The 25,303-nt window shown below is 36.4% G+C and carries 22 protein-coding genes; 19 read left to right on the top strand and 3 right to left on the bottom strand.

Annotation, left to right across the window (positions count from 1 at the left end):
* Positions 1 to 7 precede the first annotated feature (7 nt).
* Entirely contained in the window at positions 8 to 1,219 is a 1,212-nt protein-coding gene (locus acsn021_RS19205) for a CDP-glycerol glycerophosphotransferase family protein (protein WP_184093151.1), read from the top strand.
* A gap of 171 nt (positions 1,220 to 1,390) precedes the next feature.
* Here acsn021_RS19205 and acsn021_RS19200 read toward each other — a convergent pair whose 3' ends face one another.
* Both acsn021_RS19200 and acsn021_RS19195 read right to left on the bottom strand, forming a co-directional pair.
* Positions 1,391 to 2,416 (bottom strand): LCP family protein, encoded by a 1,026-nt coding sequence (locus acsn021_RS19200; RefSeq protein WP_184093150.1) that lies wholly within the window; start codon positions 2,414 to 2,416, stop codon positions 1,391 to 1,393.
* A gap of 75 nt (positions 2,417 to 2,491) precedes the next feature.
* Positions 2,492 to 3,910 (bottom strand): undecaprenyl-phosphate glucose phosphotransferase, encoded by a 1,419-nt coding sequence (locus acsn021_RS19195; RefSeq protein ID WP_184093149.1) that lies wholly within the window; start codon positions 3,908 to 3,910, stop codon positions 2,492 to 2,494.
* Between the two features lie 534 nt (positions 3,911 to 4,444).
* Between acsn021_RS19195 and acsn021_RS19190 the strand changes: the two genes are divergently transcribed.
* The 15 genes from acsn021_RS19190 to acsn021_RS19120 all read left to right on the top strand — a co-directional run bounded on the left by acsn021_RS19190 (position 4,445) and on the right by acsn021_RS19120 (position 21,244).
* Positions 4,445 to 6,115 carry a S1C family serine protease gene (locus acsn021_RS19190; RefSeq protein ID WP_184093148.1) on the top strand — a complete coding sequence of 557 codons (1,671 nt, stop codon included), beginning with the start codon at positions 4,445 to 4,447 and terminating at the stop codon, positions 6,113 to 6,115.
* A gap of 371 nt (positions 6,116 to 6,486) precedes the next feature.
* A complete protein-coding gene (gene clpX, locus acsn021_RS19185; protein ID WP_184093147.1) occupies positions 6,487 to 7,956 on the top strand; it encodes an ATP-dependent Clp protease ATP-binding subunit ClpX in 1,470 nt (489 codons plus the stop codon).
* Between the two features lie 247 nt (positions 7,957 to 8,203).
* A complete protein-coding gene (locus tag acsn021_RS19180; protein WP_184093146.1) occupies positions 8,204 to 8,881 on the top strand; it encodes a beta/alpha barrel domain-containing protein in 678 nt (225 codons plus the stop codon).
* Positions 8,882 to 9,053: 172 nt separating this feature from the next.
* Positions 9,054 to 9,278 carry a hypothetical protein gene (locus acsn021_RS19175; protein WP_184093145.1) on the top strand — a complete coding sequence of 75 codons (225 nt, stop codon included), beginning with the start codon at positions 9,054 to 9,056 and terminating at the stop codon, positions 9,276 to 9,278.
* A 237-nt stretch (positions 9,279 to 9,515) separates the two neighbouring features.
* Positions 9,516 to 10,697: an ABC transporter substrate-binding protein gene (locus acsn021_RS19170; protein WP_243167884.1), complete on the top strand. Its 1,182-nt coding sequence runs from the start codon at positions 9,516 to 9,518 to the stop codon at positions 10,695 to 10,697.
* A 261-nt stretch (positions 10,698 to 10,958) separates the two neighbouring features.
* Positions 10,959 to 11,837, top strand: a complete 879-nt coding sequence (locus acsn021_RS19165; protein ID WP_184093144.1) for a branched-chain amino acid ABC transporter permease — start codon at positions 10,959 to 10,961, stop codon at positions 11,835 to 11,837.
* 7 nt (positions 11,838 to 11,844) lie between these two features.
* Positions 11,845 to 12,840, top strand: coding sequence for a branched-chain amino acid ABC transporter permease (locus acsn021_RS19160; protein WP_184093143.1), 996 nt, complete (start codon positions 11,845 to 11,847; stop codon positions 12,838 to 12,840).
* A 22-nt stretch (positions 12,841 to 12,862) separates the two neighbouring features.
* The gene (locus acsn021_RS19155; RefSeq protein ID WP_184093142.1) at positions 12,863 to 13,621 is read left to right on the top strand and encodes an ABC transporter ATP-binding protein; all 759 of its coding nucleotides are present in this window, start codon (positions 12,863 to 12,865) and stop codon (positions 13,619 to 13,621) included.
* Positions 13,622 to 13,704: 83 nt separating this feature from the next.
* Positions 13,705 to 14,415, top strand: coding sequence for an ABC transporter ATP-binding protein (locus tag acsn021_RS19150; RefSeq protein ID WP_184093141.1), 711 nt, complete (start codon positions 13,705 to 13,707; stop codon positions 14,413 to 14,415).
* Between the two features lie 180 nt (positions 14,416 to 14,595).
* Positions 14,596 to 15,222 (top strand): cytidylate kinase-like family protein, encoded by a 627-nt coding sequence (locus acsn021_RS19145; protein WP_184093140.1) that lies wholly within the window; start codon positions 14,596 to 14,598, stop codon positions 15,220 to 15,222.
* A 220-nt stretch (positions 15,223 to 15,442) separates the two neighbouring features.
* Positions 15,443 to 15,913 (top strand): IS200/IS605 family transposase, encoded by a 471-nt coding sequence (tnpA, locus tag acsn021_RS19140; protein WP_185264924.1) that lies wholly within the window; start codon positions 15,443 to 15,445, stop codon positions 15,911 to 15,913.
* A 230-nt stretch (positions 15,914 to 16,143) separates the two neighbouring features.
* The gene (locus acsn021_RS19135) at positions 16,144 to 17,334 is read left to right on the top strand and encodes a pyridoxal phosphate-dependent aminotransferase (RefSeq protein WP_184095542.1); all 1,191 of its coding nucleotides are present in this window, start codon (positions 16,144 to 16,146) and stop codon (positions 17,332 to 17,334) included.
* Positions 17,335 to 17,359: 25 nt separating this feature from the next.
* The gene (gene hisC, locus acsn021_RS19130; RefSeq protein ID WP_184095540.1) at positions 17,360 to 18,421 is read left to right on the top strand and encodes a histidinol-phosphate transaminase; all 1,062 of its coding nucleotides are present in this window, start codon (positions 17,360 to 17,362) and stop codon (positions 18,419 to 18,421) included.
* A gap of 263 nt (positions 18,422 to 18,684) precedes the next feature.
* Positions 18,685 to 20,388: a glutamine--tRNA ligase/YqeY domain fusion protein gene (locus acsn021_RS19125; RefSeq protein WP_184095544.1), complete on the top strand. Its 1,704-nt coding sequence runs from the start codon at positions 18,685 to 18,687 to the stop codon at positions 20,386 to 20,388.
* A 13-nt stretch (positions 20,389 to 20,401) separates the two neighbouring features.
* On the top strand, positions 20,402 to 21,244 hold the full coding sequence (locus tag acsn021_RS19120) for a DUF2225 domain-containing protein (RefSeq protein ID WP_184095537.1): 843 nt from the start codon (positions 20,402 to 20,404) through the stop codon (positions 21,242 to 21,244).
* A 142-nt stretch (positions 21,245 to 21,386) separates the two neighbouring features.
* Here acsn021_RS19120 and acsn021_RS19115 read toward each other — a convergent pair whose 3' ends face one another.
* Positions 21,387 to 22,106, bottom strand: coding sequence for a DUF6062 family protein (locus acsn021_RS19115; protein WP_184095535.1), 720 nt, complete (start codon positions 22,104 to 22,106; stop codon positions 21,387 to 21,389).
* Between the two features lie 500 nt (positions 22,107 to 22,606).
* Between acsn021_RS19115 and acsn021_RS19110 the strand changes: the two genes are divergently transcribed.
* The 3 genes from acsn021_RS19110 (at position 22,607) to acsn021_RS19100 (ending at position 25,300) form a co-directional block, all read left to right on the top strand.
* Positions 22,607 to 22,894, top strand: a complete 288-nt coding sequence (locus tag acsn021_RS19110) for a co-chaperone GroES (RefSeq protein ID WP_184095533.1) — start codon at positions 22,607 to 22,609, stop codon at positions 22,892 to 22,894.
* A 37-nt stretch (positions 22,895 to 22,931) separates the two neighbouring features.
* Positions 22,932 to 24,557: a chaperonin GroEL gene (gene groL, locus acsn021_RS19105; RefSeq protein WP_184095531.1), complete on the top strand. Its 1,626-nt coding sequence runs from the start codon at positions 22,932 to 22,934 to the stop codon at positions 24,555 to 24,557.
* Between the two features lie 245 nt (positions 24,558 to 24,802).
* Complete coding sequence (locus tag acsn021_RS19100) at positions 24,803 to 25,300, top strand: DUF6106 family protein (RefSeq protein WP_184095529.1); 498 nt, start codon at positions 24,803 to 24,805, stop codon at positions 25,298 to 25,300.
* Positions 25,301 to 25,303 lie beyond the last annotated feature (3 nt).

The following is a 25,303-nucleotide window of genomic DNA, read 5'->3' as shown; positions in this document are numbered from 1 at the left end:
GATTCTTATGAGAAATAAAATAAAACGTTTCTTACCGGCTAATCTACTTTCCTTATTAAAGCATGGGAGATATCTGATTATTATATTTTTATTCCGTCTTTTTCATTTACTTCCCATAAGGAAAAGGCGTATTGTATTATGCAATGTGTGGGGCTTTGGTGATAATGCTAAGTATGTGGCGGAAGAGCTTAATAGACATCAAAAGGAAATAAATGATAAAAAGCTGCCTTATGAGATTATTTTTATAACGAATCATCCGTCACAGGCGTGTGCTCCCCAAGGAATAAAAGTATTTAAAACAAACACTCCAGCAGCTATACTTGCCCTTGCCACAGCCAGAGTGTGGGTGGACAATAACCGAAAGGAAAGCTATATCAGAAAGCGAAAAGGACAGTTTTATATTCAAACCTGGCATGGGGGAATTGCTCTTAAAAAAATTGAGAAAGATTATGAAGAAAAGCTCGGAGTTAAGTATGTTGCCAACGCAAAAAGAGACTCAGCTATGACAGATTTATATGTATCAAATAGCAATTTTTGTACCCATATGTATAAAAAAAGTTTTTGGTATGGTGGTGAAATTTTAGAATGCGGCAGCCCTAGAAATGATATTTTACTAAACGTGAAAGAAACAGTTCTTCAAAAGGTAAGGCAGAGTTTAGGAATAAAACCAGAAGAGCGAATTGTTATATATGCACCTACCTACCGGGAAGGTGACCAGAATATTGGCAGTTACGAACTGAATTATACCAAACTACTGGACACCTTAAAGGAGACCTTTGGCGGTAATTGGGTAGCAGCAGTACGGCTTCATCCCCTAGTAGCAGAGCAAAGTAAATATATTACGTATAGTAATAAGGTTATTAATGCGTCTCATTACAGGGATTTATATGAATTAATGGCCGCAGCAGATGTTTTAATTACTGACTATTCCAATGTTATGTTCGAATTCTCTTTTATGCATAAGCCAGTATTTTTATATGCTTTGGATCAGGCAATTTATGAGAAGGAGAGGGGCTTTTATTTCAATTATAAAGAGTTGCCTTATAGTAAAGCTGCTTCGCAGGAAGAGTTACTGTGGCAGATCAATACCTTCCAGGAGAAAGAGTATCTAAAACAAGTAGAGATGTTTTTACAGCAGCTTAAGATTTATGAAAAAGGAAATGCTTCAAAAAAAGTGGCTGAGCGTATATATAGGATTTTGGCTGAAGATAGTAAGTAGTCAGGAAGAATTTATAATGTGAAGGTAATATAAATTTTGCAAGGGTAATACATTGGAAAAGAGGGGTTTATAGTAAAAAGATGAGCTTTGAAAGTGTGGCTGTTAAGGCCTGTTGCTTTCAAAACTCATCTTTTGTGTTATGTGTCTGTGAGGCCTTTTAAAGACAACCTCTTAGAAACCATCTGTTATAGCTTTTATTTTATCGCTGATTTCTCTTACTTTGTCGGTTGGAGTATAATCGGTAGTATCAAATAACCAGTTGTGTAGTTCTGTAACATTGGCAGATAAGTCAAGGGGAAATACGTAAGATATTTTCTTATAATAATCTGCCCTATTTTCGAACGGAAATCCAATTTGGTCTACAATGTCATAGGATAAAATATCCTTTGCAAGGTCAAGCATTTTCAAAGAATCTAAGTTGGTATAAATCTGAGGAAATATTTCATCTATTATAGCGTTAATTGTTTTAATGTCAGCGGATTTTGCTTTCTCAAGAATTTTTTCAACGACAATTCTCTGACGTTCGGCACGTTTAAAATCCCCGCCTTTTGTATAACGGATTCGAGCATAAGCGGTAGCATGTGTACCATTTACCACTTGAGTTCCGGCGGACTTAAGTTTTCCTACATCAGTACCATTAATCTGGTTTAGTTCCTTGGTATAACCATTGACGTATTTTAACTCAGCATCGGTGATATCCAGTGTAATACCGCCTAGTAAATCTATGACATTACAGAGTGCATTAAAATTAACAGTAACAAATTCCTTAACATCTAAGTCAAAGTTTGTATTGATAGTATTTAAAGCCAATGGATAACCGCCTTTAAAGTAAGCTGCATTAATCTTGTCAAAACCATAATCAGGTATATCTACATAGGTATCACGGAATATGGAAGCTAACTTTACATCCTTTGTTTTTCGGTTAATGCTAGCAATAATTATGGTGTCTGTATGGGTAGATTTCTCTAATGCATTTTGCCTGGAGTCCACTCCAAATATGGCAATGTTACGGTAGCCTTCTAAATCGCTGTTATCCGGATTGTTTGTGACAATGGAATCATCTCCGGATTTATCAACCTGCGCTTTATTTGTAATATATACAAAATAACCAATGCCTATTACAATACAAAGCAGTAATAAGTCTATAAATAATAATACCTTCGTTTTTAATCTTTTTTTCTTTCTTTTTTGGGACATATGCAACCAGCCTTTCTATAAAAGTGTAATAAATTTTAAAATAGATTTGCCCCACACTACATTGTGAGGCAAAAATTAGTAAGCATTTTTATTAATAAAACCTTTAAATATAGTTAAGAATAAGATTTTGAAATCCAGACCAAGAGTCCAGTTTTCTATATAATACAAATCGCATTCAATACGTTTACGGATGGACGTATCACCGCGAAAACCATTAATTTGTGCCCAACCGGTAAGACCTGGCTGAACCTGATGTTTAATCATATAACGAGGAATCTCTTCTTTAAATTTTTCAACAAAGAAAGGCCGTTCCGGTCTTGGTCCTACCATGCTCATTTCACCTTTTAATACATTGAAAAGTTGAGGGAGCTCGTCAATACTGGTTTTGCGAATGAATTTTCCAATTTTGGTTACCCTGGGGTCATTAAAGGTTGTCCATGCTTTCTTTTCCTTTAATTCAGACTGAACTTCCATGGAGCGAAACTTATACATCTTAAATTCTTTATTATGCCTTCCGATTCTGACTTGTGTAAAAATAATCGGGCCGGGAGAAGTACATTTAATAATAATCGCCACCACTATCATTGGTATTCCAAACACCAATAATGAAGCAAAAAAACCAAAAATATCAACAATACGTTTTACAACCCGGTTAAAGGTATTACTTAAAGGAACGTTACGAATATTAATAACAGGGAGTCCGTCTAAGTCTTCTGTATAAGGCACTGTCGGGAAAAAGTTTTGATAATCAGGAATGAATTTGGTATGTACCCCGGATTTTTCACATAATCCAACAATCTGTCCTAATTTTGAGTATTCATCAATACTTAATGTAATTGCTATTTCGTCTAGACGGTTTTGAGGGAGTATTTCAAGTAAGGTATCAATGGTTCCAATCACCTTTATATTTTTATATTGAGTACCCTGTTCCATAGTATCATCTAATATACCGTGGATATAGTAGCCCCATTGGGGATTTACTAAAATCCTGTCAATATAAGCTTCAGCAGCCGGACTGTAACCTACGAGAACAATGTGTTTTAAATTATATCCTTTTTTCCTGGCCGCTCTTAAGGAATAAGATAAGAGAGCACGAAATATAGTGTCAAAAACAATATTTGTTATAAAGAATACGAAAATCAGAAAACGGGAAATATGGGTCTCGTTCGTAACATACAGAATAAAGGTAAAATAAAATGTTCCAAAAAAGTTGGCTTTAATAATGTTCCATAAGCCCACCCGAAGGCTTTGTATCCTCTTAGAAGTATACAAATTACAAGCATAGTATATAATTAAATAACCGGGAATTAAAAATATTAAAATTTCTGAATACTTTACTAGTGGGTAAAATCGTGCTTTTTCATCAAACAGCAGAAAGTACCGCAGGGGGCTGTAAAATCTTAAATAATAGGAAAAAACATAGGAAAGTGCTAAAAGGATACCATCAACAATTACATGTATCCGATTTAATATTTTTTGATTATCTCTTATCATAGTCATCACCATAGCCAACAAGGCATTTTTCAAATAGTACTATCGCTTAGCTGACAAAATTACAGCCATCTATTGTATGTATTAAGTATAGGCTTAAAACGTCATTACTATAATACATGATTCAAACACTTTCCACAATACGTAAATTCTTAATATTTTATTGACTCTTCTTAAGAATTTGTCCTAGTGTTAATACATCTTTACCTTTTGAATTAAGGATGATTTACTAGTTTTGAGCTAAAACAATCAACGAATCAGAAAAGAAAATCATTATATCCGTTAAGTATTAATGTAAAAGGTGATTTAAAAAAATTTTAGAATTAATTCACAAACTCAACACAAACTGTTGATACAATATTACCATAAACCAAAAGGTAACATTGTGTTATAATATAATAAGGAAGAAATACCTTAATTCCTATTAAGATGATAGGATTGGGTAACATAGTTAATTGCGAAACTCTTGCTTGGAATAAAGAAGAAGGATTCCCCCCGTAATTGTTTAATAGGTAACGGATAGAAAGGAGATTGGTTATGTCAGATGATTTTTTTAAAAAAGAACAGGAAAATTCTGAAACAAATATAAATACAGATAAATTTGGCAGTTCTCAGTCAGGTGAGGAGGTTACAGGAGCAGACACTGATAAAAAAGATAGAGACAATAAAGATGCACACAAGAAAGATATAGATTCTATGGATACGTACAAGCAAGATACAGATAATAGAAAGTATACGAATCCCTTTGATAAAATTGGTGAAACCACACCTGCTTACAGTTTTTGGGCTGAACAAATTGTTGCTTCTACCAACGGACATGAAGATGATATGAAACAAGAGGATGATAATGATATACAACAAGAGGGTACCGGGCAACAAAGTGCAAGACAGGAAGCGACTATTAATTCATCCAAAATTGAAGGCCATATTTTTAATATGTCAAATGAAACAGATAAGATACAGGTAAAGGCAAAGAAGAAAGGACTGGCAGGGAAAGCAGTAAAGTTAGTTTTTGGAGCTGTTGTATTTGGATTGATTGCCGGTGGGGTTTTTATCGGTTTTAATGATATCTATTATAAGTTAAATCCCAATGCAGCTCCGATTAACATTAATATAGGAGGGTCTGCCGGAAATGTATGGGGGTTTACACCTCCTAAGGATCAGGATAAGAGATTATCTGCAACAACTGTTTCACAGAATATAATTGAACCCAAGACAGATGTAACAAATGTGATTCAGGAAACAATGCCGTCTATTGTTACAATAACCACTACTTATACTCAATCCTACTATGACTGGTTTGGTCAGCAGTCAGATCAAGAGGCTCAGGGAGGTGGTTCCGGCATTATTGTCGGTAAGAACGATACAGAGTTATTGATTGCCACGAACAACCATGTGGTAGAGGGAGCAGATCCAATCACTGTAAAATTCGCTGACGGAAATGATGCAGAAGCAATTATTAAAGGGACAGATGCTACCGCAGATTTAGCAGTAATATCAATTAAACTTGCAGATATTGATGCGGACACACAAAAATCCATACAAATTGCAAAATTGGGAGACTCTGAGAATATTAAAGTTGGTGAAATGGCGATTGCCATTGGTAATGCGTTAGGGTATGGGCAATCCACCACCGTGGGTTATATCAGCGCAAAAGACCGTGAAGTAAAATTAGATGACAAAACCATGGTATTGCTTCAGACTGACGCAGCGATTAATCCTGGTAATAGCGGTGGTGCTTTACTGAACTTAAAAGGTGAGGTTATAGGTATTAATACAGTTAAATATGCTTCCAGTGAGGTGGAAGGTATGGGATTTGCTATTCCTATATCCAGAGCCATTCCTATTATAGAAGAGCTAAAGAACCGAGAAATACTTGCTGATAACGAAAAAGGCTATCTGGGGGTATATATTCGTGATGTTACTGAAGAAGTTGCTGAAATGTACAATTGGCCCATTGGTGTTTATGTTAAAGAAACGGCAGAAGGTGGAAGCGCAGCCAAGGCAGGTATATTAGCAGGTGATATTATTACCAAAGTAAATGACACAGAAATTACTGCTACCACTCAATTGCAGGAAAAAGTAACATCCTATCGGATTGGAACCGAGATTACTGTAACTGTGATGAGAAGTATAAACGGAAAATTTGAAGAAAAGCAAATAAAGGTAACCTTAAGTGGTTATCCTGAAACTATAAGGACGAATTAAAATTTCTAACAGAGCTGGCTTTTACCAAAAGCCAGCTCTGGTTTTATATATAATTAGGAAGTTATTCCTTAGTGTATGGATTCACCAAGGAGAGGGGGTCAGAATCCAGTCCTTGTTCGACTAAATATTACATCCCTCACTTCTGCTTTACAAAACCATATAATATAAAATATAATATAACATAAGGTAAAATAATATCCCAAGCATCTATTTATAAAGTATATTTAAATGATTTATTTATAAAAATTTAAATATTATACTATTGTATACAGTGATTGGGTACGTTATAATGATATCTACCTAAATCTCAATCGAAAGAAGTCGTAATTTACTGTAAACTGTCCTGTGACAGGATAAAGGAGAGAAAAACTATGAGCAATGAATTAGACGATACTCATGAAATAGAAATAGACAATAAAGAGGCTGCCTTAGAGAATAAAACTTCAGATAAGAAAACGAATGATGTAAAAGATAAAGAAGACTATGAGTCTGTATGCTATATCTGCAGAAGGCCTGAAAGCAAAGTTGGAAAGATGATTCGAATACCTAATAATATCTGCATCTGTTCTGATTGCATGCAAAAGACTTTTGATACCATAAATAATGGAAGCCCTTATATGGACATGATGGGATTGCCGCCAAATTTCATGAATTTAAGCAATCTTCAAAAAGATATCCCCAAAAGTCAGAAATTAAAAAAGAAGAAGACAGAAGAGAATAAGGAAAAAGAAGATAAAGTATTAGATATAAAAAATATTCCTTCCCCACATATTATAAAAGGACAGTTAGACGATTTTGTAGTAGGTCAGGAGTATGCTAAAAAAGTAATATCGGTAGGAGTATATAACCATTATAAGCGTGTTGCAACTAATACAATGGATGATATTGAAATAGAAAAATCCAACATGTTAATGATAGGGCCAACAGGAAGCGGTAAGACCTTTTTAGTAAAAACACTGGCAAGGTTATTAAATGTTCCATTGGCAATTACGGATGCTACCTCCTTAACAGAAGCCGGTTATATCGGCGATGATGTTGAAAGTGTTGTATCAAAGTTATTAGCTGCGGCTGATAATGATGTAGAGAAGGCTGAACGTGGTATTATTTTTATTGATGAAATCGATAAGATTGCTAAGAAGAAAAATACCAATAATCGTGATGTAAGCGGAGAATCCGTTCAGCAGGGTATGTTAAAACTGTTAGAAGGCAGTGAAATAGAAGTGCCAGTAGGAGCATCGAGTAAAAATGCAATGGTTCCTATGACTACCATAAACACAAAAAATATCCTGTTTATTTGCGGTGGTGCATTCCCTGACCTGGATCAGATTATTAAGACCAGATTGAATAAACAATCTTCCATCGGTTTTAGTGCCGACTTAAAGGATAAGTATGACAATGATCCAAATTTACTGCAAAAAGTGGCAGTAGAGGATTTAAGAGAATTTGGTATGATTCCAGAATTTATCGGAAGATTACCTATTATCTTCACCTTGGAAGGTTTAACGAAGGAGATGTTAGTTAAGGTTCTAAAAGAACCTAAAAATGCTATCTTAAAGCAATATAAAAAGCTGCTCCTGTTAGATGAGGTACTATTAGAATTTGATGACGGTGCCTTAGAAGCAATTGCAGAAAAAGCATTGGAAAAGAAAACCGGTGCAAGAGCGTTGCGAGCTATCATTGAAGAATTTATGTTAGATATTATGTACGAGATACCAAAAGATGAGAATATTGGCAAGGTAACTATAACTAGAGAATATATCGAAAAGAAAGGAGTTCCTGTGATTGAGATGAGAGGAACTGCCACTCAGACAATTCCTATGTTAGAACAGCAAGAGGTTTAGTGAGATTTTTATTAAGGAAAAACACATAGTATGGATTTATAATAAAGAAGCCCACCCTTGGGACAGAAGTCTTTAAAAGGGTGGGTTCTTTAGTGGAATTTACTAATAATTAATAATTAGTTCCATTTATTTTGCTTGTTTTGCCATAAGTTTTTGGATATACTGTATGAGTACAATAAGCTTAAAAGGATGCTTTGTCTAGGGGCTATTGTAAAAGTACATTATATATTCCATGGGAGGAACTAAGATGGAAGAAAAGCACTTACCGGAAATCGATGGTAATTTAAGAAAGCACATGGTACGTGTTCCTCAGGTAATTGAACAGGCAAGCGGTATCCGTATATTTGGAAAATTAATAAAATCCTTAGTATTTACAACAGATGTAGCAATTATACGTAATTGTAATGCCAATGCAGTAATAGCAGTATATCCATTTACTCCTCAGCCCATCATAACCCACGCAATTATTAATTGTTCAGATGTACCGGTTTTTTGCGGTGTAGGCGGAGGGACTACCACAGGAGCCAGGGTACTTAATTTAGCAGAAGATGCCGAATTTCAAGGAGCAGTCGGTATCGTACTTAATGCACCAACACCCAATGAGACGATTGAATATTTGAAACAAAAAATTGACATACCAATCGTTATCACAGTAGTATCAGAGAAAACAGATATTAAAATGAGGCTGGAAGCGGGTGCAGATATTTTAAATGTATCGGGAGCAGGCAATACAGCAAAAATCGTTACAGAAATTAGAAGAGAATTTCCAAAGGTACCGATTATAGCTACCGGAGGACCTACGGAGGAGAGCATTTTAGAAACCATTAAAGCAGGTGCGAATGCCATAACCTATACGCCTCCAACCAATGGTGAGATTTTTAAAAAGCTCATGAATAAATATAGAGCAGAGGATGATATTATTTAGTAGTCAATTACAAAATTCTTATTTTGCCTGAAACGGTTAAAAATACCAAAAACAGGTTTCAATGGGGTGCATGTGGCCTTTATTTTGGTGATTTCTTCTATTTCCGTATTATAAAACAGGAGTTTTGAATTGCCTAATTTTATTTGTGAATAAAAAGGAAAGGAGTTAGTCCATGTCAATTTTTAAAAAGTTAATCCATTCCAAAAAACCAGAACGAATCCCGCCTTTGGAGAAGAAAGAGGATATACGAAAGCCATTGGGTACTGATGAGGAATATGAGATTGTAGAGGTTGAGATATTGCCGGAAAAGATGATTTGTCCCGACTGTGGAGGGATCACTTTGGCTGGTCTGGATTTTTGTGACAAATGCGGTGGTGAATTGATTGTAAGAGACTAATCTCCAAAGATTTACTCCTAATTTAGAGTTGACAAAAAGGTTTCACAATAGTAATATATATGCAGAACAAAGGCGTTCAATGAAAGAGTTTTTTGAACGTCTTTCTTTTGTTATATCGATTTTTTAGAGAAAGGATATTATTTTTTATCTTCATACTTTAGCACATTAACAGGAGATAAGTGCAAAGTGTTGAACAAATCTGTCTATTCTCTGATAATATGAAAGGGAGGAAACTTTATGAAAAAATTTATGAAAAAAGCATTTTGCTTAAGCCTTGTTGGTGTTATGGCGGTAGGTGCCTTAACTGCTTGCGGAACTAAAAATTCCGGCAGTACTGGTGAGGGAAATACGAACGGAAGTGCAGATTCCGGCAAATTCTTAATCGGAGGACTTGGACCTTTGACAGGCGAAGCGGCTTCCTATGGTATATCTGTAAAACAAGGTGCTGAAATTGCGGTTGAAGAGATTAATAAGGCTGGCGGTGTAAAGGTTGGCGATGAGACTCTCCAGTTAGAATTAAAATTTGCGGATGATGAAGCTTCCGGTGAAGTAGCTATGTCAGCTTATAACAGTTTAATGGATAGCGGAATCCAGGCATTACTTGGAACTGTTACCAGTGGTGCAGGTCTTGCAATTGCTGATAAAACCAATGAAGATGGTATCTTACAGATAACTCCTTCCGGTTCAGCGGCAGATTTAACGCAGTATTCAAATGCATTCCGCCTTTGTTTTACAGACCCCTTACAGGGTGAGACAATGGCAGAATATGCTGTTAAAACTTTAGGATATAAAAAGATTGCTGTTATTTATAATAATGCGGATGAATATAGTACAGGTGTAAAAGAAGCTTTCACTGCAAAAGTGAAAGAACTTGGTGGAGAAGTGGTTGCAGAAGAGGCCTTTGTTACAAATGCTGTTGACTTTACCACACAGCTTACAACTATCAAAGGCACAGATGCAGAAATTATCTTCGTACCTGCTTATTATCAGGACGCCGCATACATTACCACTCAGGCTGCTGAGCTTGGGATAACTCTTCCTTTCATCGGCTCAGACGGATGGGATGGTGTACTTGCTAATATCGTAGACCCTGCTGCATTAGAGGGCGCAGTATTCTTAAGTCCATTCTTAGCAACCGATGAAAACCCTGCGGTACAATCCTTTGTAACTACTTACAACGAAAAATATAAAGCAACACCTGATCAGTTTGCTGCCGATGGTTATGATACGGTATATGTAATTAAAGCAGCACTTGAAAAGGCAGGTTCCACTAAAAGCGAAGATTTAATCAAGGCCATGACTGAAATTGAAGTAAAGGGACTTACAGGAGATGTAACTTTTACTGAAGATGGTGAACCAAATAAAGGTGCAAAATTCGTTGAAATCAAAAATGGCGAATACATTGCAAAAACAAACTAATATTAATATAAGCATAACCAATTTATGTTGTAAATTTTGTGCCATACAGAAGATTTACAAATAGATTTTGGCAATACTGATATTATGTACAGAACAAAAGGAGAATTCAGAACCAAAATGCAATCCGTAAGTTATTATGGTTCTATTCTTCCTTTTGTTCTTGTAATTTACTGTTCTAAGATCCTTCGCTTTGCGCAGAGCAGGAAGGTTCTGAGCATAACGAAGAATCTTAGGATCCAGAGGAAAAAGAGGTGAAGGAATATGGCAAGCATAATCGAACAATTAATTAACGGTTTACGTTCCGGTAGTATTTATGCACTTATTGCGCTGGGCTATACCATGGTATATGGTATTGCAAAAATGATAAATTTTGCTCATGGAGATATTATCATGGTGGGGGCATATACCCTATATGTAGCTATTTATGGTTTAAAGATGCCTGCGATTGCAGCAGTATTTTTTACAATTGTTGTTTGTTCTGTATTAGGTGTTTTAATTGAGAAGGTTGCGTATAAACCGCTTAGAAAAGCACCAGCACTGGCTGTGTTAATTACAGCAATCGGTATGAGCTTCTTCTTACAAAGTGTTGCTCTGCTTATATTTAATGCAAATCCCATTACTTTTAAATCAATTATAACAGTTCCGGCTATTTCTATAGGAGGCATAACCATTTCAGGTATTACCCTTGTAACCCTGTCTGTAACCCTAATCTGCATGGTTGCACTGACCTTTTTCATTAACAAGACCAAGGCCGGCAGTGCTATGAGGGCTGTTTCGGAAGATAAAGCAGCAGCAGAGTTAATGGGTATTAATGTTAACAAAACCATATCTATGACCTTTGCCATTGGTTCAGCTCTGGCAGCAGTTGCAGGAATTATGTTTGTATGCCAGTTTCAGTCGATTAAGCCGACACTGGGAGCCCTGCCGGGTATTAAAGCTTTTGTTGCTGCGGTACTTGGTGGAATCGGAAGTGTACCCGGTGCGATGCTAGGCGGTATGTTGTTAGGGGTTATTGAGAGTATCTCAAAAGCATATATTTCCACTGAACTCGCAGATGCCATTGTATTTGGTGTTTTGGTTCTGGTATTATTAGTTAAACCTTCCGGTTTATTAGGTAAGAACCGCGTAGAGAAAGTGTAGGTGGAATATGAAGAAAGATATAGCAAGTGTAAAAAATCCGACTCAGAATATAGTAACCAAAGGCAATATAATAAAAGTAGTGGCGATAATAGCAGTTTATCTGCTTATTACGTTCTTAGTAAATGAAAACATTTTAAACCGTCAGATGAAATCCTTATTGGTGCCAATCGGAATTAATATTATTTTGGCAGTATCCTTAAACCTGACCACAGGTTTCTTAGGTGAATTATCCTTAGGACATGCAGGCTTTATGGCAATAGGTGCGTATTCCGGTGCAATCTTCACGCTTAAATCAAATATGCCGAGTGCAGTTGCATTTATTCTCGGAATGCTTATAGGTGGTGTAGTCGCTGCAATATTTGGCGTATTAATCGGTGTTCCCGTACTACGCTTAAAGGGTGACTATCTTGCAATTGTTACACTGGCATTTGGAGAGATTATCCGTTCTATTGTAAACTCCTTAAGTATTACCGGGGGGGCTATGGGTTTATCAAAAATACCTCGTTATACTAATTATACTTGGGTTTATGGTATTGTGATTATAACCCTCATAATTATTTCAAATCTTGTAAATTCAAGACACGGCAGAGCAATCAGTTCTATTCGTGACAATTATATAGCAGCAGAATCTATTGGTATCAAGGTCAGCCGGTATAAAATTATGGCATTTGTTATAGCTGCTTTTTTTGCCGGAGTTGCAGGAGTATTATACGGACATAACTTAAGTATTTTAAAGCCTGCGGATTTTGATTATAATAAATCTATAGAAATATTGGTAATTGTTGTACTTGGTGGTATGGGAAGTATCAGGGGCTCTGTCATAGCAGCAATTATACTTACCTTATTGCCGGAGATGCTTCGAGCAGCCGATGACTTTAGAATGCTTTTATATGCAGTAGTGTTGATAGCCTTAATGCTGTTTAATTCCTCTGGTTTACGCAGCAGGCTGGAGGAGAGTGGCAAATTGCCTAAACTTCCGGTTTTAAAGAGCAGAGTGAAATAACGGTGTAAAGGAGGAGGAAAAAATGGCTTTATTGGAAGTAAAGAATTTAGGAATCTCCTTTGGAGGTCTTAGAGCAGTAGATAATGTGAATTTAAGTATAGAAAAAGGACAGCTTTATGGTCTGATTGGTCCAAATGGTGCTGGTAAAACTACGATATTTAATCTGCTGACCGGTGTATACCGTCCAACAGACGGTACAATAAAATTAGATGGGGTAGATATGGTTGGGAAGGCACCTTCTGAAATATGCAAAGCAGGAATTGCAAGAACCTTCCAAAACATTCGTCTATTTAAAAAAATGTCGGTGTTAGATAATGTAAAAACAGCACTTCATAACCAGAAGGAGTACACTTTAATTAGCAGCTTTTTTCACCTACCTTCCTATTTTAAGGTAGAAAAGGAAATGAATGAGAAAGCAATGGAGATATTAACTGTATTCGGACTTGAAAAGGAAGCTGGTACCCTTGCAAGCAATCTGCCCTATGGTAAACAAAGAAAGTTAGAAATTGCCAGAGGTCTGGCTACAAATCCAAAACTGCTGCTGTTAGATGAACCTGCGGCAGGCATGAATCCCAATGAAACTGCTGAACTAATGGACACCATTCGTTTAGTAAGAGACCGTTACCAGATAACTATCTTGCTAATTGAACATGATATGAAATTAGTAACCGGTATCTGTGAACAGATTCTGGTACTTAATTTTGGTACTAAATTAGCAGCAGGTATTCCGGAGGAGGTACTCAATAATCCGGAAGTAGTTACGGCCTATTTGGGTGAGTAGAACCGTGAACGGATAAAATATCTACCGCTATAATCAATTGTTTTTGAAAACAATTATAATGGCATAGAAAGGGTGAGATTTCGGTGGCAATGTTAAAAATAGAGAATTTAGAAGTATACTATGGGATAATTCAGGCAATAAAAGGCATTTCCTTTGAAGTTAAAGAAGGAGAAGTTATAGCCTTAATCGGTGCTAATGGTGCAGGGAAAACGACAATCCTTCATACCATTACCGGATTATTAAATGCCAAGTCCGGCAGTGTTATTTTTGAAGGTCAGGATTTGACCAAAATTCCTGCCCATAAAATAGTTGGAATGGGAATGGCTCATGTACCGGAGGGGCGTAGAATTTTTGCTGAGCTTACGGTACTTGAGAATCTAAAAATGGGTGCATATACCAGAAAAGACAAGAAGGAAATTGAAGATACCATAGAATCGGTATACAATCGTTTTCCAAGATTAAAAGAAAGAAAAAATCAGATTGCCGGAACCTTAAGCGGTGGAGAGCAGCAGATGTTAGCTATGGGACGAGCCTTAATGTCACATCCTAGAATAATTTTAATGGATGAGCCATCTATGGGACTGTCACCACTATTTGTATCTGAAATTTTTAAGATAATAAAAGAAATCAGTGAAAGTGGAACCACAGTTCTATTAGTTGAACAGAATGCGAAAAAAGCTTTGTCAATAGCAAACCGTGCCTATGTACTGGAAACTGGCAAAATAGTTCTTGAAGGCGATGCGAATAAGCTATCAAATGATGACTCCGTAAAAAAAGCATATTTGGGTGAGTAATTTGAAAAACAAGTTTTCAAATCACGGTATGTCTGTAACCCAAAGTTGCGGGTATCTGAAATGTATGATTATGGGTGTGATATAAAACAATATAAACGGTCATAGAGAGAAAACTATGCTATAATATATTCAAATAGTTATGGCAAAACGTTGATTTAGAATAAGTAAGGAGGGTTTATCATGGAGCATTATGTGATTACCATTGCAAGAGGATATGGAAGCGGTGGCCGCACTATGGGGAAAATGCTTGCGGAAGAACTGGGAATTCATTATTACGATAGAGAGCTTTTAAGGCTTGCTTCCGATGAGAGCGGTATTAATGAGGAACTGTTTGGAAAAGCCGACGAACAGCTTAAAACAAGTCTTTTATATAGAATTGCCAGAAAAGAATATAAGGGTGAATTAATTCCCCCGGACAGGGAGGACTTTGTTTCTAATGATAATTTATTTAATTATCAGGCCAAGGTGATTAAAAAGATTGCCAAGCAGGAATCCTGTATTATTGTAGGAAGATGTGCAGATTATATTCTAAAAGATATGGATAATGTAGTAAAGATTTTTGTACATGCGTCTTTAAGTGATTGTGTAAAACGTCTGGAGGGAATGTATAGTATGCCAACCAGAGAATTGGAGAAAAAGATACAAGATACTGATAAACGGCGTGCTGCATACTACAGATATTATACCGGTCGGCATTGGGAAGATGCTCAAAACTATGATTTAAGCTTTAACAGCCAGCAATTAGGCTTTGATAAATGTGTCCAGATTGTAAAAAACTACTTAAATATTCGTTATCAAGATAAGTAATTTCGTTTATCAAGACAGTCTCAATCAATCAGGATTTGGTACCACTGTAAAATAGCCCTAGTAAGGCTTCTTTGCAGTGGTTTTTTTGTAGGGCTGTCTTTAAAAAACCACCGGCTAGGCCGGTGGATCCCAGTCGCTTCTAGCGTTTTCATAAGAAAACTCCTCTGTTATAATAAGTGTGGGTCTCAAACCGCACCAAAATAACAAAGGAGGTATCCATATGGATAAGAACAGATTATCACATACAACATGGGAATGCAAATATCATATTGTGTTTGCACCCAAATTTAGAAGGCAGATAATTTATGGAAACATTAAAGCAGATGTGGCAAACATTTTGAGTACACTATGTAAAAGAAAAGGCGTAGAAATAATCGAGGCAGAGTGTTGTCGAGATCATATACACATGCTGGTGAGAATACCCCCCAACATTAGTGTGTCAGAATTTATGGGATACTTAAAGGGAAAAAGCTCGCTAATGATATTCGATAGACATGCAAATTTAAAATATAAGTATGGAAATCGAAAATTTTGGTGTAGAGGGTATTTTGTAGACACTGTAGGAAAAAATGCAAAGAAAATAGAGGCATATATCCGAAATCAGCTCATGGACGATCAAGCAGAAGAGCAACTAACACTAAAAGAGTATATCGACCCGTTTACGGGTGAGCCAGTAATTAAAGGCAAATAATTAAGCCCTTGTAAGGGTTAGCTAGTGAAAGTGGTGCGTTTGGGGCCTTTACTTTCGAAGGGCCTTTGAGGCCCAAGCCGGTATTAGTCCCTTACAGGGACAGAGCAAACCACCAGTTCACACTGGTGGTCCTGATTAAGTAAGGGTTTTTTACATCCTAATCATTATATTGCAATTTAGCAAGGTAATGTGCTATACTAATCGAAATAAGACGGAAAAGAGGATGGATTATGATATCAAATAAAATGCTTACGCTGGTACAAAACAGCTCTGTAATTCGAGCTATGTTTGAAGAAGGAAAAAGATTGGCAGCCATACATGGAGCAGAGAATGTGTATGATTTCAGTCTCGGAAATCCCAGTGTGGAACCTCCGGCAGAAGTAAAAGAGGCAGTGGTCAGTATCATAACGGAAGAAAGTGCGTCTCTGGTACATGGTTACATGAGCAATTCCGGTTATGAAGATGTAAGGGATGCCATTGCTGTATCAATTAATAAAAGATTTGGGACAGGCTTTACCCATGAAAATATAGTAATGACAGTTGGTGCGGCAGGCGGTCTGAATGTTATACTAAAGACTTTATTAAATGCAGGTGATGAAGTTATTACCTTTGCACCATTCTTTGGTGAATATAGAAATTATGTTAATAATTTTGATGGAGAGCTAGTAGTAGTTGCTCCAAATACAGATACCTTTCAACCAAACTTAGAAGAATTTGAAACTAGAATAACAGCCAAAACAAAGGCGGTAATCGTAAATACTCCCAATAACCCCACTGGAGTGATTTATTCTGAGGAAACTATTAGAGAACTTGCTCAGATACTGGAAAAGAAGCAGAAGGAATTTAACACGGTTATCTATCTGATATCAGATGAACCGTACAGAGAACTGGTATATGATGGTGTGAATGTCCCATACCTTACAAAATATTACAGAAACACTATTGTAGGATATTCTTACAGTAAATCCTTATCCCTGCCCGGTGAGCGTATCGGATATCTGGTAATTCCTGATGAAGCAACGGATGCGAAAGATATGATTGCTGCAGCTAATGTAGCAAACCGTATTCTCGGGTTTGTTAATGCACCGTCCTTAATCCAGCGTGTTGTGGCAAAGTGTTTGGATTCAGAGGTTGATATAACTGTGTATAACAGAAACCGCGAAGTACTTTATAACCGCTTAAAGGAATATGGATATGACTGTGTTAAACCGGAGGGAGCCTTCTATTTGTTTGTTAAAACTCTGGAAGCGGACGACAAAGCTTTCTGTGCTGCTGCAAAAAAATACAATATACTCATCGTTCCCGGTTCTTCCTTTGGCTGTCCCGGATATTGCAGAATCGCTTATTGTGTAGACCATAAGACGGTAGAAGGAGCATTACTGGGCTTTCAAAAGCTTGCCAAAGAATATTTAGCAAAATAACTTAACAGAAAGTAGTGAGTATACGATGAAACCATGGGAAACTTATTATAGAAAAATTACCCCTTATGTTCCGGGAGAACAGCCTAATGTACCCGGTATGATTAAGTTAAATACCAATGAAAACCCATACCCTCCCGCACCAGGAGTACAAAAAGCCGTGGAAGAACTTAATACGGAACAGCTAAAGTTGTATCCGGATCCGACCTCTTCCCTTCTTATTAAGGCTCTGGCAGAGCACTATAAAGTAGAAGAGAACCAGGTGTTTGTAGGGGTAGGTTCCGATGATGTATTGGCAATGGCTTTTATGTCCTTCTTTAATTCAGATAAACCCATACTATTTCCGGATATTACGTATTCTTTTTATGATGTATGGGCAGAACTGTTCCATATTCCTTATACGCAGCCACCTCTGGATGAGCATTTTAGGATCTGTAAGGAAGACTACTACAGGGAAAACGGAGGTATTGTATTGGCCAATCCCAATGCACCTACTTCCATTTGCGAAGATCTTCACTTTATCCGTGATATCCTTGAGCATAATCAGGAATCCGTTGTAATCGTAGATGAAGCTTATGTTGATTTTGGAGGAGAAAGTGCAATATCTTTAACAAAGGACTTTGAGAATCTACTGATAGTCCAGACATTTTCCAAATCCCGTTCCATGGCAGGGATGAGAATAGGCTACGCAATTGGTAATTCTTCTTTAATAAAGGTTATGAATGATGTCAAATATTCATACAATTCTTATACTATGAACCTGACCTCTCTTTATTACGGTGTAGAGGCAGTGAAGGATGAGAACTATCACCAGGAATGTGTTAAACGTATTATTTCAACTAGAGAGCGAGTTATGGCAGCATTAAAAGAACTGGGCTTTCATTTTCCGGCCTCTAAGGCTAATTTTATATTTGCCTCTCATAATACCATACCGGCAGAAAAGCTTTATCAGGATTTAAGGAATGAGAATATATTTGTAAGGTACTTTAATAAGCCAAAGATTAATAATTATCTAAGAATCACAGTTGGTACGGATGAAGAGATGAATCAATTTTTAGAGGTGCTAAAACGCCTTGTTAAAGAGAATTAAGAATAAAGGAAACTGTCCGGTGTGAATTCTGGACAGTTTTTTCGTTGTTAACTATATTCATTTTCATAATGGAGTTGTATGGGTGAGATGATACTTAAACGTTAGAAAATAAAAAAATTAAATATTTATTTTATGAAAACTTAAATATAGGTCGATAATATTATTATTACCCGCTTTGACTATTGAAAATAATTGTGGTATTATATACCTTATTAAAAAATGCTTAAAAAGGAGGATTTGCCATGGTGAGTGAGGGTACTGGCATGGAGGATGGATCAGATATCAATAAAAACACTGAAAATCAACTAGACAAAGAAACTACGTCTAAGAATTTTATAGAGCAAATCATAGAAAAAGATATACAAGAGGGACACTGTACGAATATTATGACCCGTTTCCCTCCGGAGCCCAACGGCTACCTCCATATAGGACATGCAAAGTCAATCTTACTAAACTACGGTTTGGCAAAGAAGTACGGAGGTAAGTTTAACTTAAGATTTGATGACACCAATCCGACAAAGGAAAAGACTGAATTTGTTGAATCCATTATAGCAGATGTAAAATGGATCGGCGGTGATTTTGAAGACAGGCTTTTCTTTGCTTCGGATTATTTTGAGCACATGTATGAAGGTGCTGTAAAGCTGATTAAAAAGGGTATGGCATTTGTCTGTGACCTGACACCGGAAGAAATTCGTGAGTACCGTGGAACGTTAACAGAGCCGGGTAAAAATAGTCCGTATCGTGACAGATCGGTAGAAGAAAATCTTGCATTGTTTGAAGCAATGAAGAACGGTGACTTTCCAGATGGCTCTAAGGTACTTAGAGCTAAGATAGATATGTCCTCCCCTAATATCAATATGAGGGATCCTATTATTTACCGTATAGCCAGGATGACACATCATAATACAGGGGATAAATGGTGTATTTATCCTATGTATGACTTTGCTCATCCCATTGAAGACGCAATCGAAGGTATTACACATTCTATCTGTACCCTGGAATTTGAAGACCACAGACCTTTATACGACTGGGTAGTAAGAGAATTAGAATATGTGAATCCACCGAAGCAGATAGAATTTGCAAAGCTTTATTTGACCAATGTTATCACAGGTAAAAGATATATTAAAAAACTGGTGGAGGAAGGAATTGTAGATGGCTGGGATGATCCAAGGCTTGTATCTATCAGTGCCCTTCGCAGGAGAGGATTTACACCGGAATCCATAAAAACTTTTATGGAGCTTTGCGGAGTTTCCAAAAGTCAAAGTTCTGTTGAATATTCCATGTTGGAGTACTGCATCCGGGAAGATTTAAAATTAAAGAGGCCAAGAGTCATGGCTGTTTTAGACCCAATTAAGTTAGTAATAACCAATTATCCGGAGGATACCGTTGAATATATGGAGGTTCCCAATAATCAGGAGAATCAAGAAATGGGTGTAAGGGAAGTTCCCTTTGCCAGAGAGCTTTACATTGATAGGGAAGACTTCATGATAGAACCTCCTAAAAAATACTTCCGATTATTCCCCGGAAATGAAGTGCGCCTAATGCATGCTTATTTTGTAACCTGCACCGACTATATTACAGATGAATCCGGAAAAGTAACGGAAATCCATTGTACCTATGATCCGGAGACCAGAAGTGGCTCAGGCTTTACCGGCAGAAAGGTCAAAGGCACTATACACTGGGTAGCCGCTCCCACTGCTGTCACTGCAGAGGTAAGACTGTATGAAAATATAGTAGATGAAGAAAAGGGTGTTTATAATGAAGACGGAAGTCTGAATTTGAATCCTAATTCGATAACGGTACTTGATACCTGTTATATTGAACCAAGTGTTAAAGAGGCAAAAGCTTATGACAGTTATCAATTTTTAAGACATGGATACTTTTGCGTAGATTCCAAAGATTCAACTTTGGAACATTTAGTATTTAATAGAATCGTATCACTAAAGAGTTCTTACAAGCCCGTTTAGAGGAGGAAGAAGAATGGCAAATTTATTTTCAGGATTGGAAGCATTTGGGCTGGGCAAAATGTCTAATATGGATGTTTACGCCCCAGATGAGAAAACCAAAAAATCAGATGGACAGGGAGAAGAAAAGGTTGAGATAGTGGAAGCTGATTTATTGTTTGATAAAGGCTACACCTGTCCGGTTTGTGATAAAGAATTTAAATCAAAAACCGTTAAGACCGGTAAAGTTAAATTAATCTCTGCGGACACAGATTTAAGACCTAAATATCAGCATGTGGATTCTCTAAAATATGATGCAGTAGTATGCCCACATTGTGGATATTCAGCTCTAAACCGCTTTTTTAACTACATGACATCCTTGCAGGCAAAACTGATAAAAGAGCAGATTTCATCTTCTTTTAAAGGGATGTCAGTGGATGAGGAAACCTACTCATATGATACTGCTATTACAAGACATAAGCTGGCATTGGTAAATACAATTGTTAAGAAAAGCAAGATAAGTGAAAGAGCATATACCTGTTTGAAAACAGGCTGGTTAATTCGTGGAAAGGCAGAGGCTTTAAAAGCAGAAGACCTTACCGGTGAAAAAAAGAATGAAATCAGTCAGTTACAAAAAGAAGAAGCAGAATTTCTGTTAAATGCTTACGAAGGTTTTACGGATGCTTTTTCAAAAGAAATGTTTCCGATGTGTGGTATGGATGAAAATACTATGACTTATCTGGTGGCAGATTTGGCCAGAAGAGCCGGTAAAACGGAAGAAGCCAGCAGGTGGATTTCTAAGGTATTAATTTCCAGAGATGCCAATGAAAGAATCAAGTCTAAGGCAAGAGAATTAAAGGATATGTTAAAAGAGGGTTAACCTCAGACAGAATATAATACTGCACTGCTGCACTTAACAGCCGGACAGGTGCTATATAAAGGGATACACCTATCCGGTAAGTGCAAGTAAGGCAGTTTTTTTGAATCCTAGTACCGTTTGCTGTCTATCAGTAAAAAAGGCCCTATTCTATTATACTATTGACTTTAATCATGGATCTTGGAAGAGCGTCTTTTGAATTCTTCCAGGGTTCGTTCACGTAACGATAATCAAATTTATCAGTAAACCAATCCAAATCATCCCGAACTCTTTTCATATTAGCAAGATAGAGACGGTTTAAGGTATTAATGAACTCTTCAAGTTTATCACCTTTAAGATACTTAGGAGCTTCTTCATATAATAAACCGTAATGTGTGGTGCAAAAACCTTTGGAATTTTTGTATGTATCTACAAAATCCTTATCACTTGTATAAAGTGAAAATACAGTGACTATATATCGATTAAAGGTATTTTCAATTTTATTACAGATATAACAGGAGTTTTTAAGAGAATCAATGTATGATTTTAACAAGGAATCTTCAGTTTTCTTCCTAAATAGAGAGGGAGAAGCTATCTTTATCCCCTGTTTTGTTAGTTTTTCAATATCCTCAATGGTTTTATCCATATGAGTTTTTAACATTAAAGCCAGACCAAGACGGTTTTGGTTTTCATAGAGTTTTTTCACATGATGTGTACAAAAACCAATCTTATCTGTTTCTGCCCGTACATCATCCTCCATATAGCTGGGCCCCATGGTAAATTCAATTGCATTATCCTCAAGGGTTTTCTTCATAAGACAAATAGGGCATTCACAATCAGCTGCAAAAGCTTCATTTACGGGTATAGTGTATAATTTTTCTTTCAAATTTATCCCTGCTTTCATTTTCTATTTATTATAAGTAAGGTCATATTTTAATATCTTAAGTACAAGGGTAATTATAAATACATAGGGAATTAATTCCATGTATCATATAATTTTTGTAATAATATAACCAGTTGGATAATACTAGTTATATTATAGCATAGGGACAGCCAGTGGTAAACTGTTAGAAATTTTTCATTTATTTCCAAACAAATGTTTTGTCAATAGTATAAAATTAATAGAATTGGGGATGTTACGTATAGTTTGATGGAGTAATTGGTAATATTTTAAAAAAGTTTAAAAAAGAGAGATAAAGAGAGTATAAAAGAGATAAAGTTAAGATAGCCGTTATAATTCTGGATTTTTAGTGAGAAGTAAATTTGCATAATAAATGCAAATTTACTAATATATAATCTATCAGTTAGCACTCAATTGAAGCGAGTGCTAATAATCAAAAACATAAGCCTTTAACTCAAATTATTTAATTATAAGGAGGAAATGATATGAAGTTAGTACCATTAGGAGACAAAGTAGTTTTAAAGCAACTGGTGGCTGAAGAAACAACAAAATCTGGTATTGTATTACCAGGCCAGGCAAAAGAAAAACCTCAGCAGGCAGAGGTTGTAGCAGTTGGACCTGGTGGTGTGGTTGACGGCAAAGAAGTTACCATGCAGGTAAAAGCAGGAGATAAAGTTATCTACTCCAAGTATTCCGGAACAGAAGTAAAATTAGATGATGAAGAGTTCATCGTTGTAAAGCAAAACGATATTGTAGCAATTGTGGAAGACTAATAACAATATATCATTAAATTAATAGGAGGCAAGTAAAATGGCAAAAGAAATTAAATATGGTGCAGAAGCCAGAGCAGCATTGGAATCTGGCGTGAATCAATTAGCGAATACAGTTAAAGTAACTTTAGGACCAAAAGGAAGAAATGTAGTATTAGATAAATCTTTCGGTGCTCCATTAATCACTAACGATGGTGTTACTATTGCAAAAGAAATCGAATTAGAAGATTCTTTTGAAAATATGGGAGCGCAATTAGTGAAAGAAGTAGCAACTAAGACAAATGATGTAGCTGGTGATGGTACAACTACTGCAACTGTTTTAGCACAAGCTATGATTAATGAAGGTATAAAGAATCTTGCAGCAGGTGCAAATCCTATTATCTTAAGAAAAGGTATGCAAAAAGCTACGGATGTTGCAGTAGAAGCAATCAGCAAAATGAGCTCTACTTTAACTGGAAAAGCTCAGATAGCTAGAGTTGCAGCTATTTCTGCCGGAGATGACTCTGTAGGTGAAATGGTAGCAGATGCTATGGAAAAAGTATCGAATGATGGTGTTATTACAATCGAAGAATCCAAAACTATGAAAACAGAATTGGATTTAGTAGAAGGTATGCAGTTTGACAGAGGATATGTATCAGCTTATATGGCTACTGATATGGATAAAATGGAAGCGAATTTAGATAATCCTTATATCTTAATTACTGACAAAAAAATCTCAAATATTCAGGAAATCCTTCCTGTGTTGGAACAAATCGTACAATCCGGTTCAAAGCTTTTAATCATTGCGGAAGATATTGAAGGTGAAGCTTTAACCACATTAATCGTGAATAAATTAAGAGGAACCTTTACTGTAGTTGCTGTTAAAGCACCTGGCTATGGTGATAGAAGAAAAGCAATGTTACAAGATATTGCTATCTTAACTGGTGGTACAGTGATTTCTGACGAATTAGGTTTAGATTTAAAAGAAACAACTATGGATCAGCTTGGCCGTGCAAAATCTGTTAAGGTTCAAAAAGAAAATACTATTATCGTTGACGGTGAAGGCAAAAAGGAAGATATCAGTGCAAGAATTACACAGATTAGAGCACAGATTGAAGAAACTACTTCTGAGTTTGATAAAGAAAAGTTACAGGAAAGACTTGCTAAACTTGCAGGTGGTGTAGCTGTTATCCGTGTGGGTGCTGCAACAGAAACTGAAATGAAAGAAAAGAAACTGCGTATGGAAGATGCTCTTGCAGCTACCAGAGCAGCCGTTGAAGAAGGTATCGTAGCAGGCGGCGGTTCTGCTTACATCCACGCTTCCAAAGAAGTAGCAAATTTAGCAGCTACTTTAGAAGGAGATGAAAAAACTGGTGCTAACATTATCTTAAAAGCACTGGAAGCTCCTCTTTACTGCATCGTATCCAATGCAGGTTTAGAAGGTTCCGTTGTAACCAGCAAAGTAAAAGAAAAAGAAGCAGGCGTAGGTTTTGATGCTTTAAAAGAAGAATATGTTGATATGGTAACAGCAGGAATCTTAGATCCAGCTAAAGTTACTAGAAGTGCATTACAGAATGCAACAAGTGTAGCATCTACACTATTAACAACAGAATCTGTTGTTGCTAACATAAAATCCAACGAACCAGCTCCTATGCCAGGTGGTGCAGGCGGAATGGGAATGATGTAATATAACAGGAGATAATTCTGAAAAAGAAGTATCCCCATGGGTTATATCCCTATTTAATAGAAGAAGCCCTTTGGTATCTCACAGAAGCCAAAGGGCTTCTTTTATAGTATAATCTCATTTTATAAAAAAATTAGATTAAATTTATCATTGTGACTTTATCTTTTGTGTAGTATTTAGTATAATAGCAGTAGAGTATTGATTAATAATAAAATATGCCTAAATATCAATATCAGGAGGTAAGGTTAGTGAATGAATTATATGCAGAAGCCGGTGTGAAAAGAAAGGAAACCTTAGGTACGTATGCGTTGCGTGTGGTACTGGTGGTAGCAGCTGTTCTGGCTTTTTTGTTAACCTTTCAGAATCAGATTCTTTTATTTATTTCAGCAATTCTTATTGTAGCTATTATTTATTTCTTTCCTAGATTAAGTATTGAATACGAATACGTATTCTGCGATGGTCAGTTGGATTTTGATAAAATAATGGGAAAAGCAAAAAGAAAAACAGCCTTAAAAATTGATTTTGAACAGGTTGAAGTAATGGCTCCTTTAGGTTCTCATGCATTAGATGGTTACACACATGTCAATTGTGTGGATAAGGATTTTTCTTCCGGTGATAAAGAGGTCAAGCCTTATGTTGTTATCTGGAGAGAAGGTGAGAAGACCACAAGGATTAAATTTGAACCAAATGAAAAAATGCTTAATTGTATTAAGATGAAATATCCAAGAAAACTGGCACAGTACTAAAAA

Origin of the sequence: Anaerocolumna cellulosilytica (assembly GCF_014218335.1) — a bacterium.
In the GTDB taxonomy this organism is placed as follows: domain Bacteria; phylum Bacillota; class Clostridia; order Lachnospirales; family Lachnospiraceae; genus Anaerocolumna; species Anaerocolumna cellulosilytica.
This window is presented reverse-complemented; position numbering and strand designations above follow the sequence as displayed.

Bases quoted from the DNA above. Each gene is read 5' to 3' on its own strand.
- acsn021_RS19205 (WP_184093151.1), top strand. From the start codon at position 8: ATGAGAAATAAAATAAAACGTTTCTTACCGGCTAATCTACTTTCCTTA.
- acsn021_RS19200 (WP_184093150.1), bottom strand. From the start codon at position 2,416: ATGTCCCAAAAAAGAAAGAAAAAAAGATTAAAAACGAAGGTATTATTA.
- acsn021_RS19195 (WP_184093149.1), bottom strand. From the start codon at position 3,910: ATGATAAGAGATAATCAAAAAATATTAAATCGGATACATGTAATTGTT.
- acsn021_RS19190 (WP_184093148.1), top strand. From the start codon at position 4,445: ATGTCAGATGATTTTTTTAAAAAAGAACAGGAAAATTCTGAAACAAAT.
- clpX (WP_184093147.1), top strand. From the start codon at position 6,487: ATGAGCAATGAATTAGACGATACTCATGAAATAGAAATAGACAATAAA.
- acsn021_RS19180 (WP_184093146.1), top strand. From the start codon at position 8,204: ATGGAAGAAAAGCACTTACCGGAAATCGATGGTAATTTAAGAAAGCAC.
- acsn021_RS19175 (WP_184093145.1), top strand. From the start codon at position 9,054: ATGTCAATTTTTAAAAAGTTAATCCATTCCAAAAAACCAGAACGAATC.
- acsn021_RS19170 (WP_243167884.1), top strand. From the start codon at position 9,516: ATGAAAAAATTTATGAAAAAAGCATTTTGCTTAAGCCTTGTTGGTGTT.
- acsn021_RS19165 (WP_184093144.1), top strand. From the start codon at position 10,959: ATGGCAAGCATAATCGAACAATTAATTAACGGTTTACGTTCCGGTAGT.
- acsn021_RS19160 (WP_184093143.1), top strand. From the start codon at position 11,845: ATGAAGAAAGATATAGCAAGTGTAAAAAATCCGACTCAGAATATAGTA.
- acsn021_RS19155 (WP_184093142.1), top strand. From the start codon at position 12,863: ATGGCTTTATTGGAAGTAAAGAATTTAGGAATCTCCTTTGGAGGTCTT.
- acsn021_RS19145 (WP_184093140.1), top strand. From the start codon at position 14,596: ATGGAGCATTATGTGATTACCATTGCAAGAGGATATGGAAGCGGTGGC.
- tnpA (WP_185264924.1), top strand. From the start codon at position 15,443: ATGGATAAGAACAGATTATCACATACAACATGGGAATGCAAATATCAT.
- acsn021_RS19135 (WP_184095542.1), top strand. From the start codon at position 16,144: ATGATATCAAATAAAATGCTTACGCTGGTACAAAACAGCTCTGTAATT.
- hisC (WP_184095540.1), top strand. From the start codon at position 17,360: ATGAAACCATGGGAAACTTATTATAGAAAAATTACCCCTTATGTTCCG.
- acsn021_RS19125 (WP_184095544.1), top strand. From the start codon at position 18,685: ATGGAGGATGGATCAGATATCAATAAAAACACTGAAAATCAACTAGAC.
- acsn021_RS19120 (WP_184095537.1), top strand. From the start codon at position 20,402: ATGGCAAATTTATTTTCAGGATTGGAAGCATTTGGGCTGGGCAAAATG.
- acsn021_RS19110 (WP_184095533.1), top strand. From the start codon at position 22,607: ATGAAGTTAGTACCATTAGGAGACAAAGTAGTTTTAAAGCAACTGGTG.
- groL (WP_184095531.1), top strand. From the start codon at position 22,932: ATGGCAAAAGAAATTAAATATGGTGCAGAAGCCAGAGCAGCATTGGAA.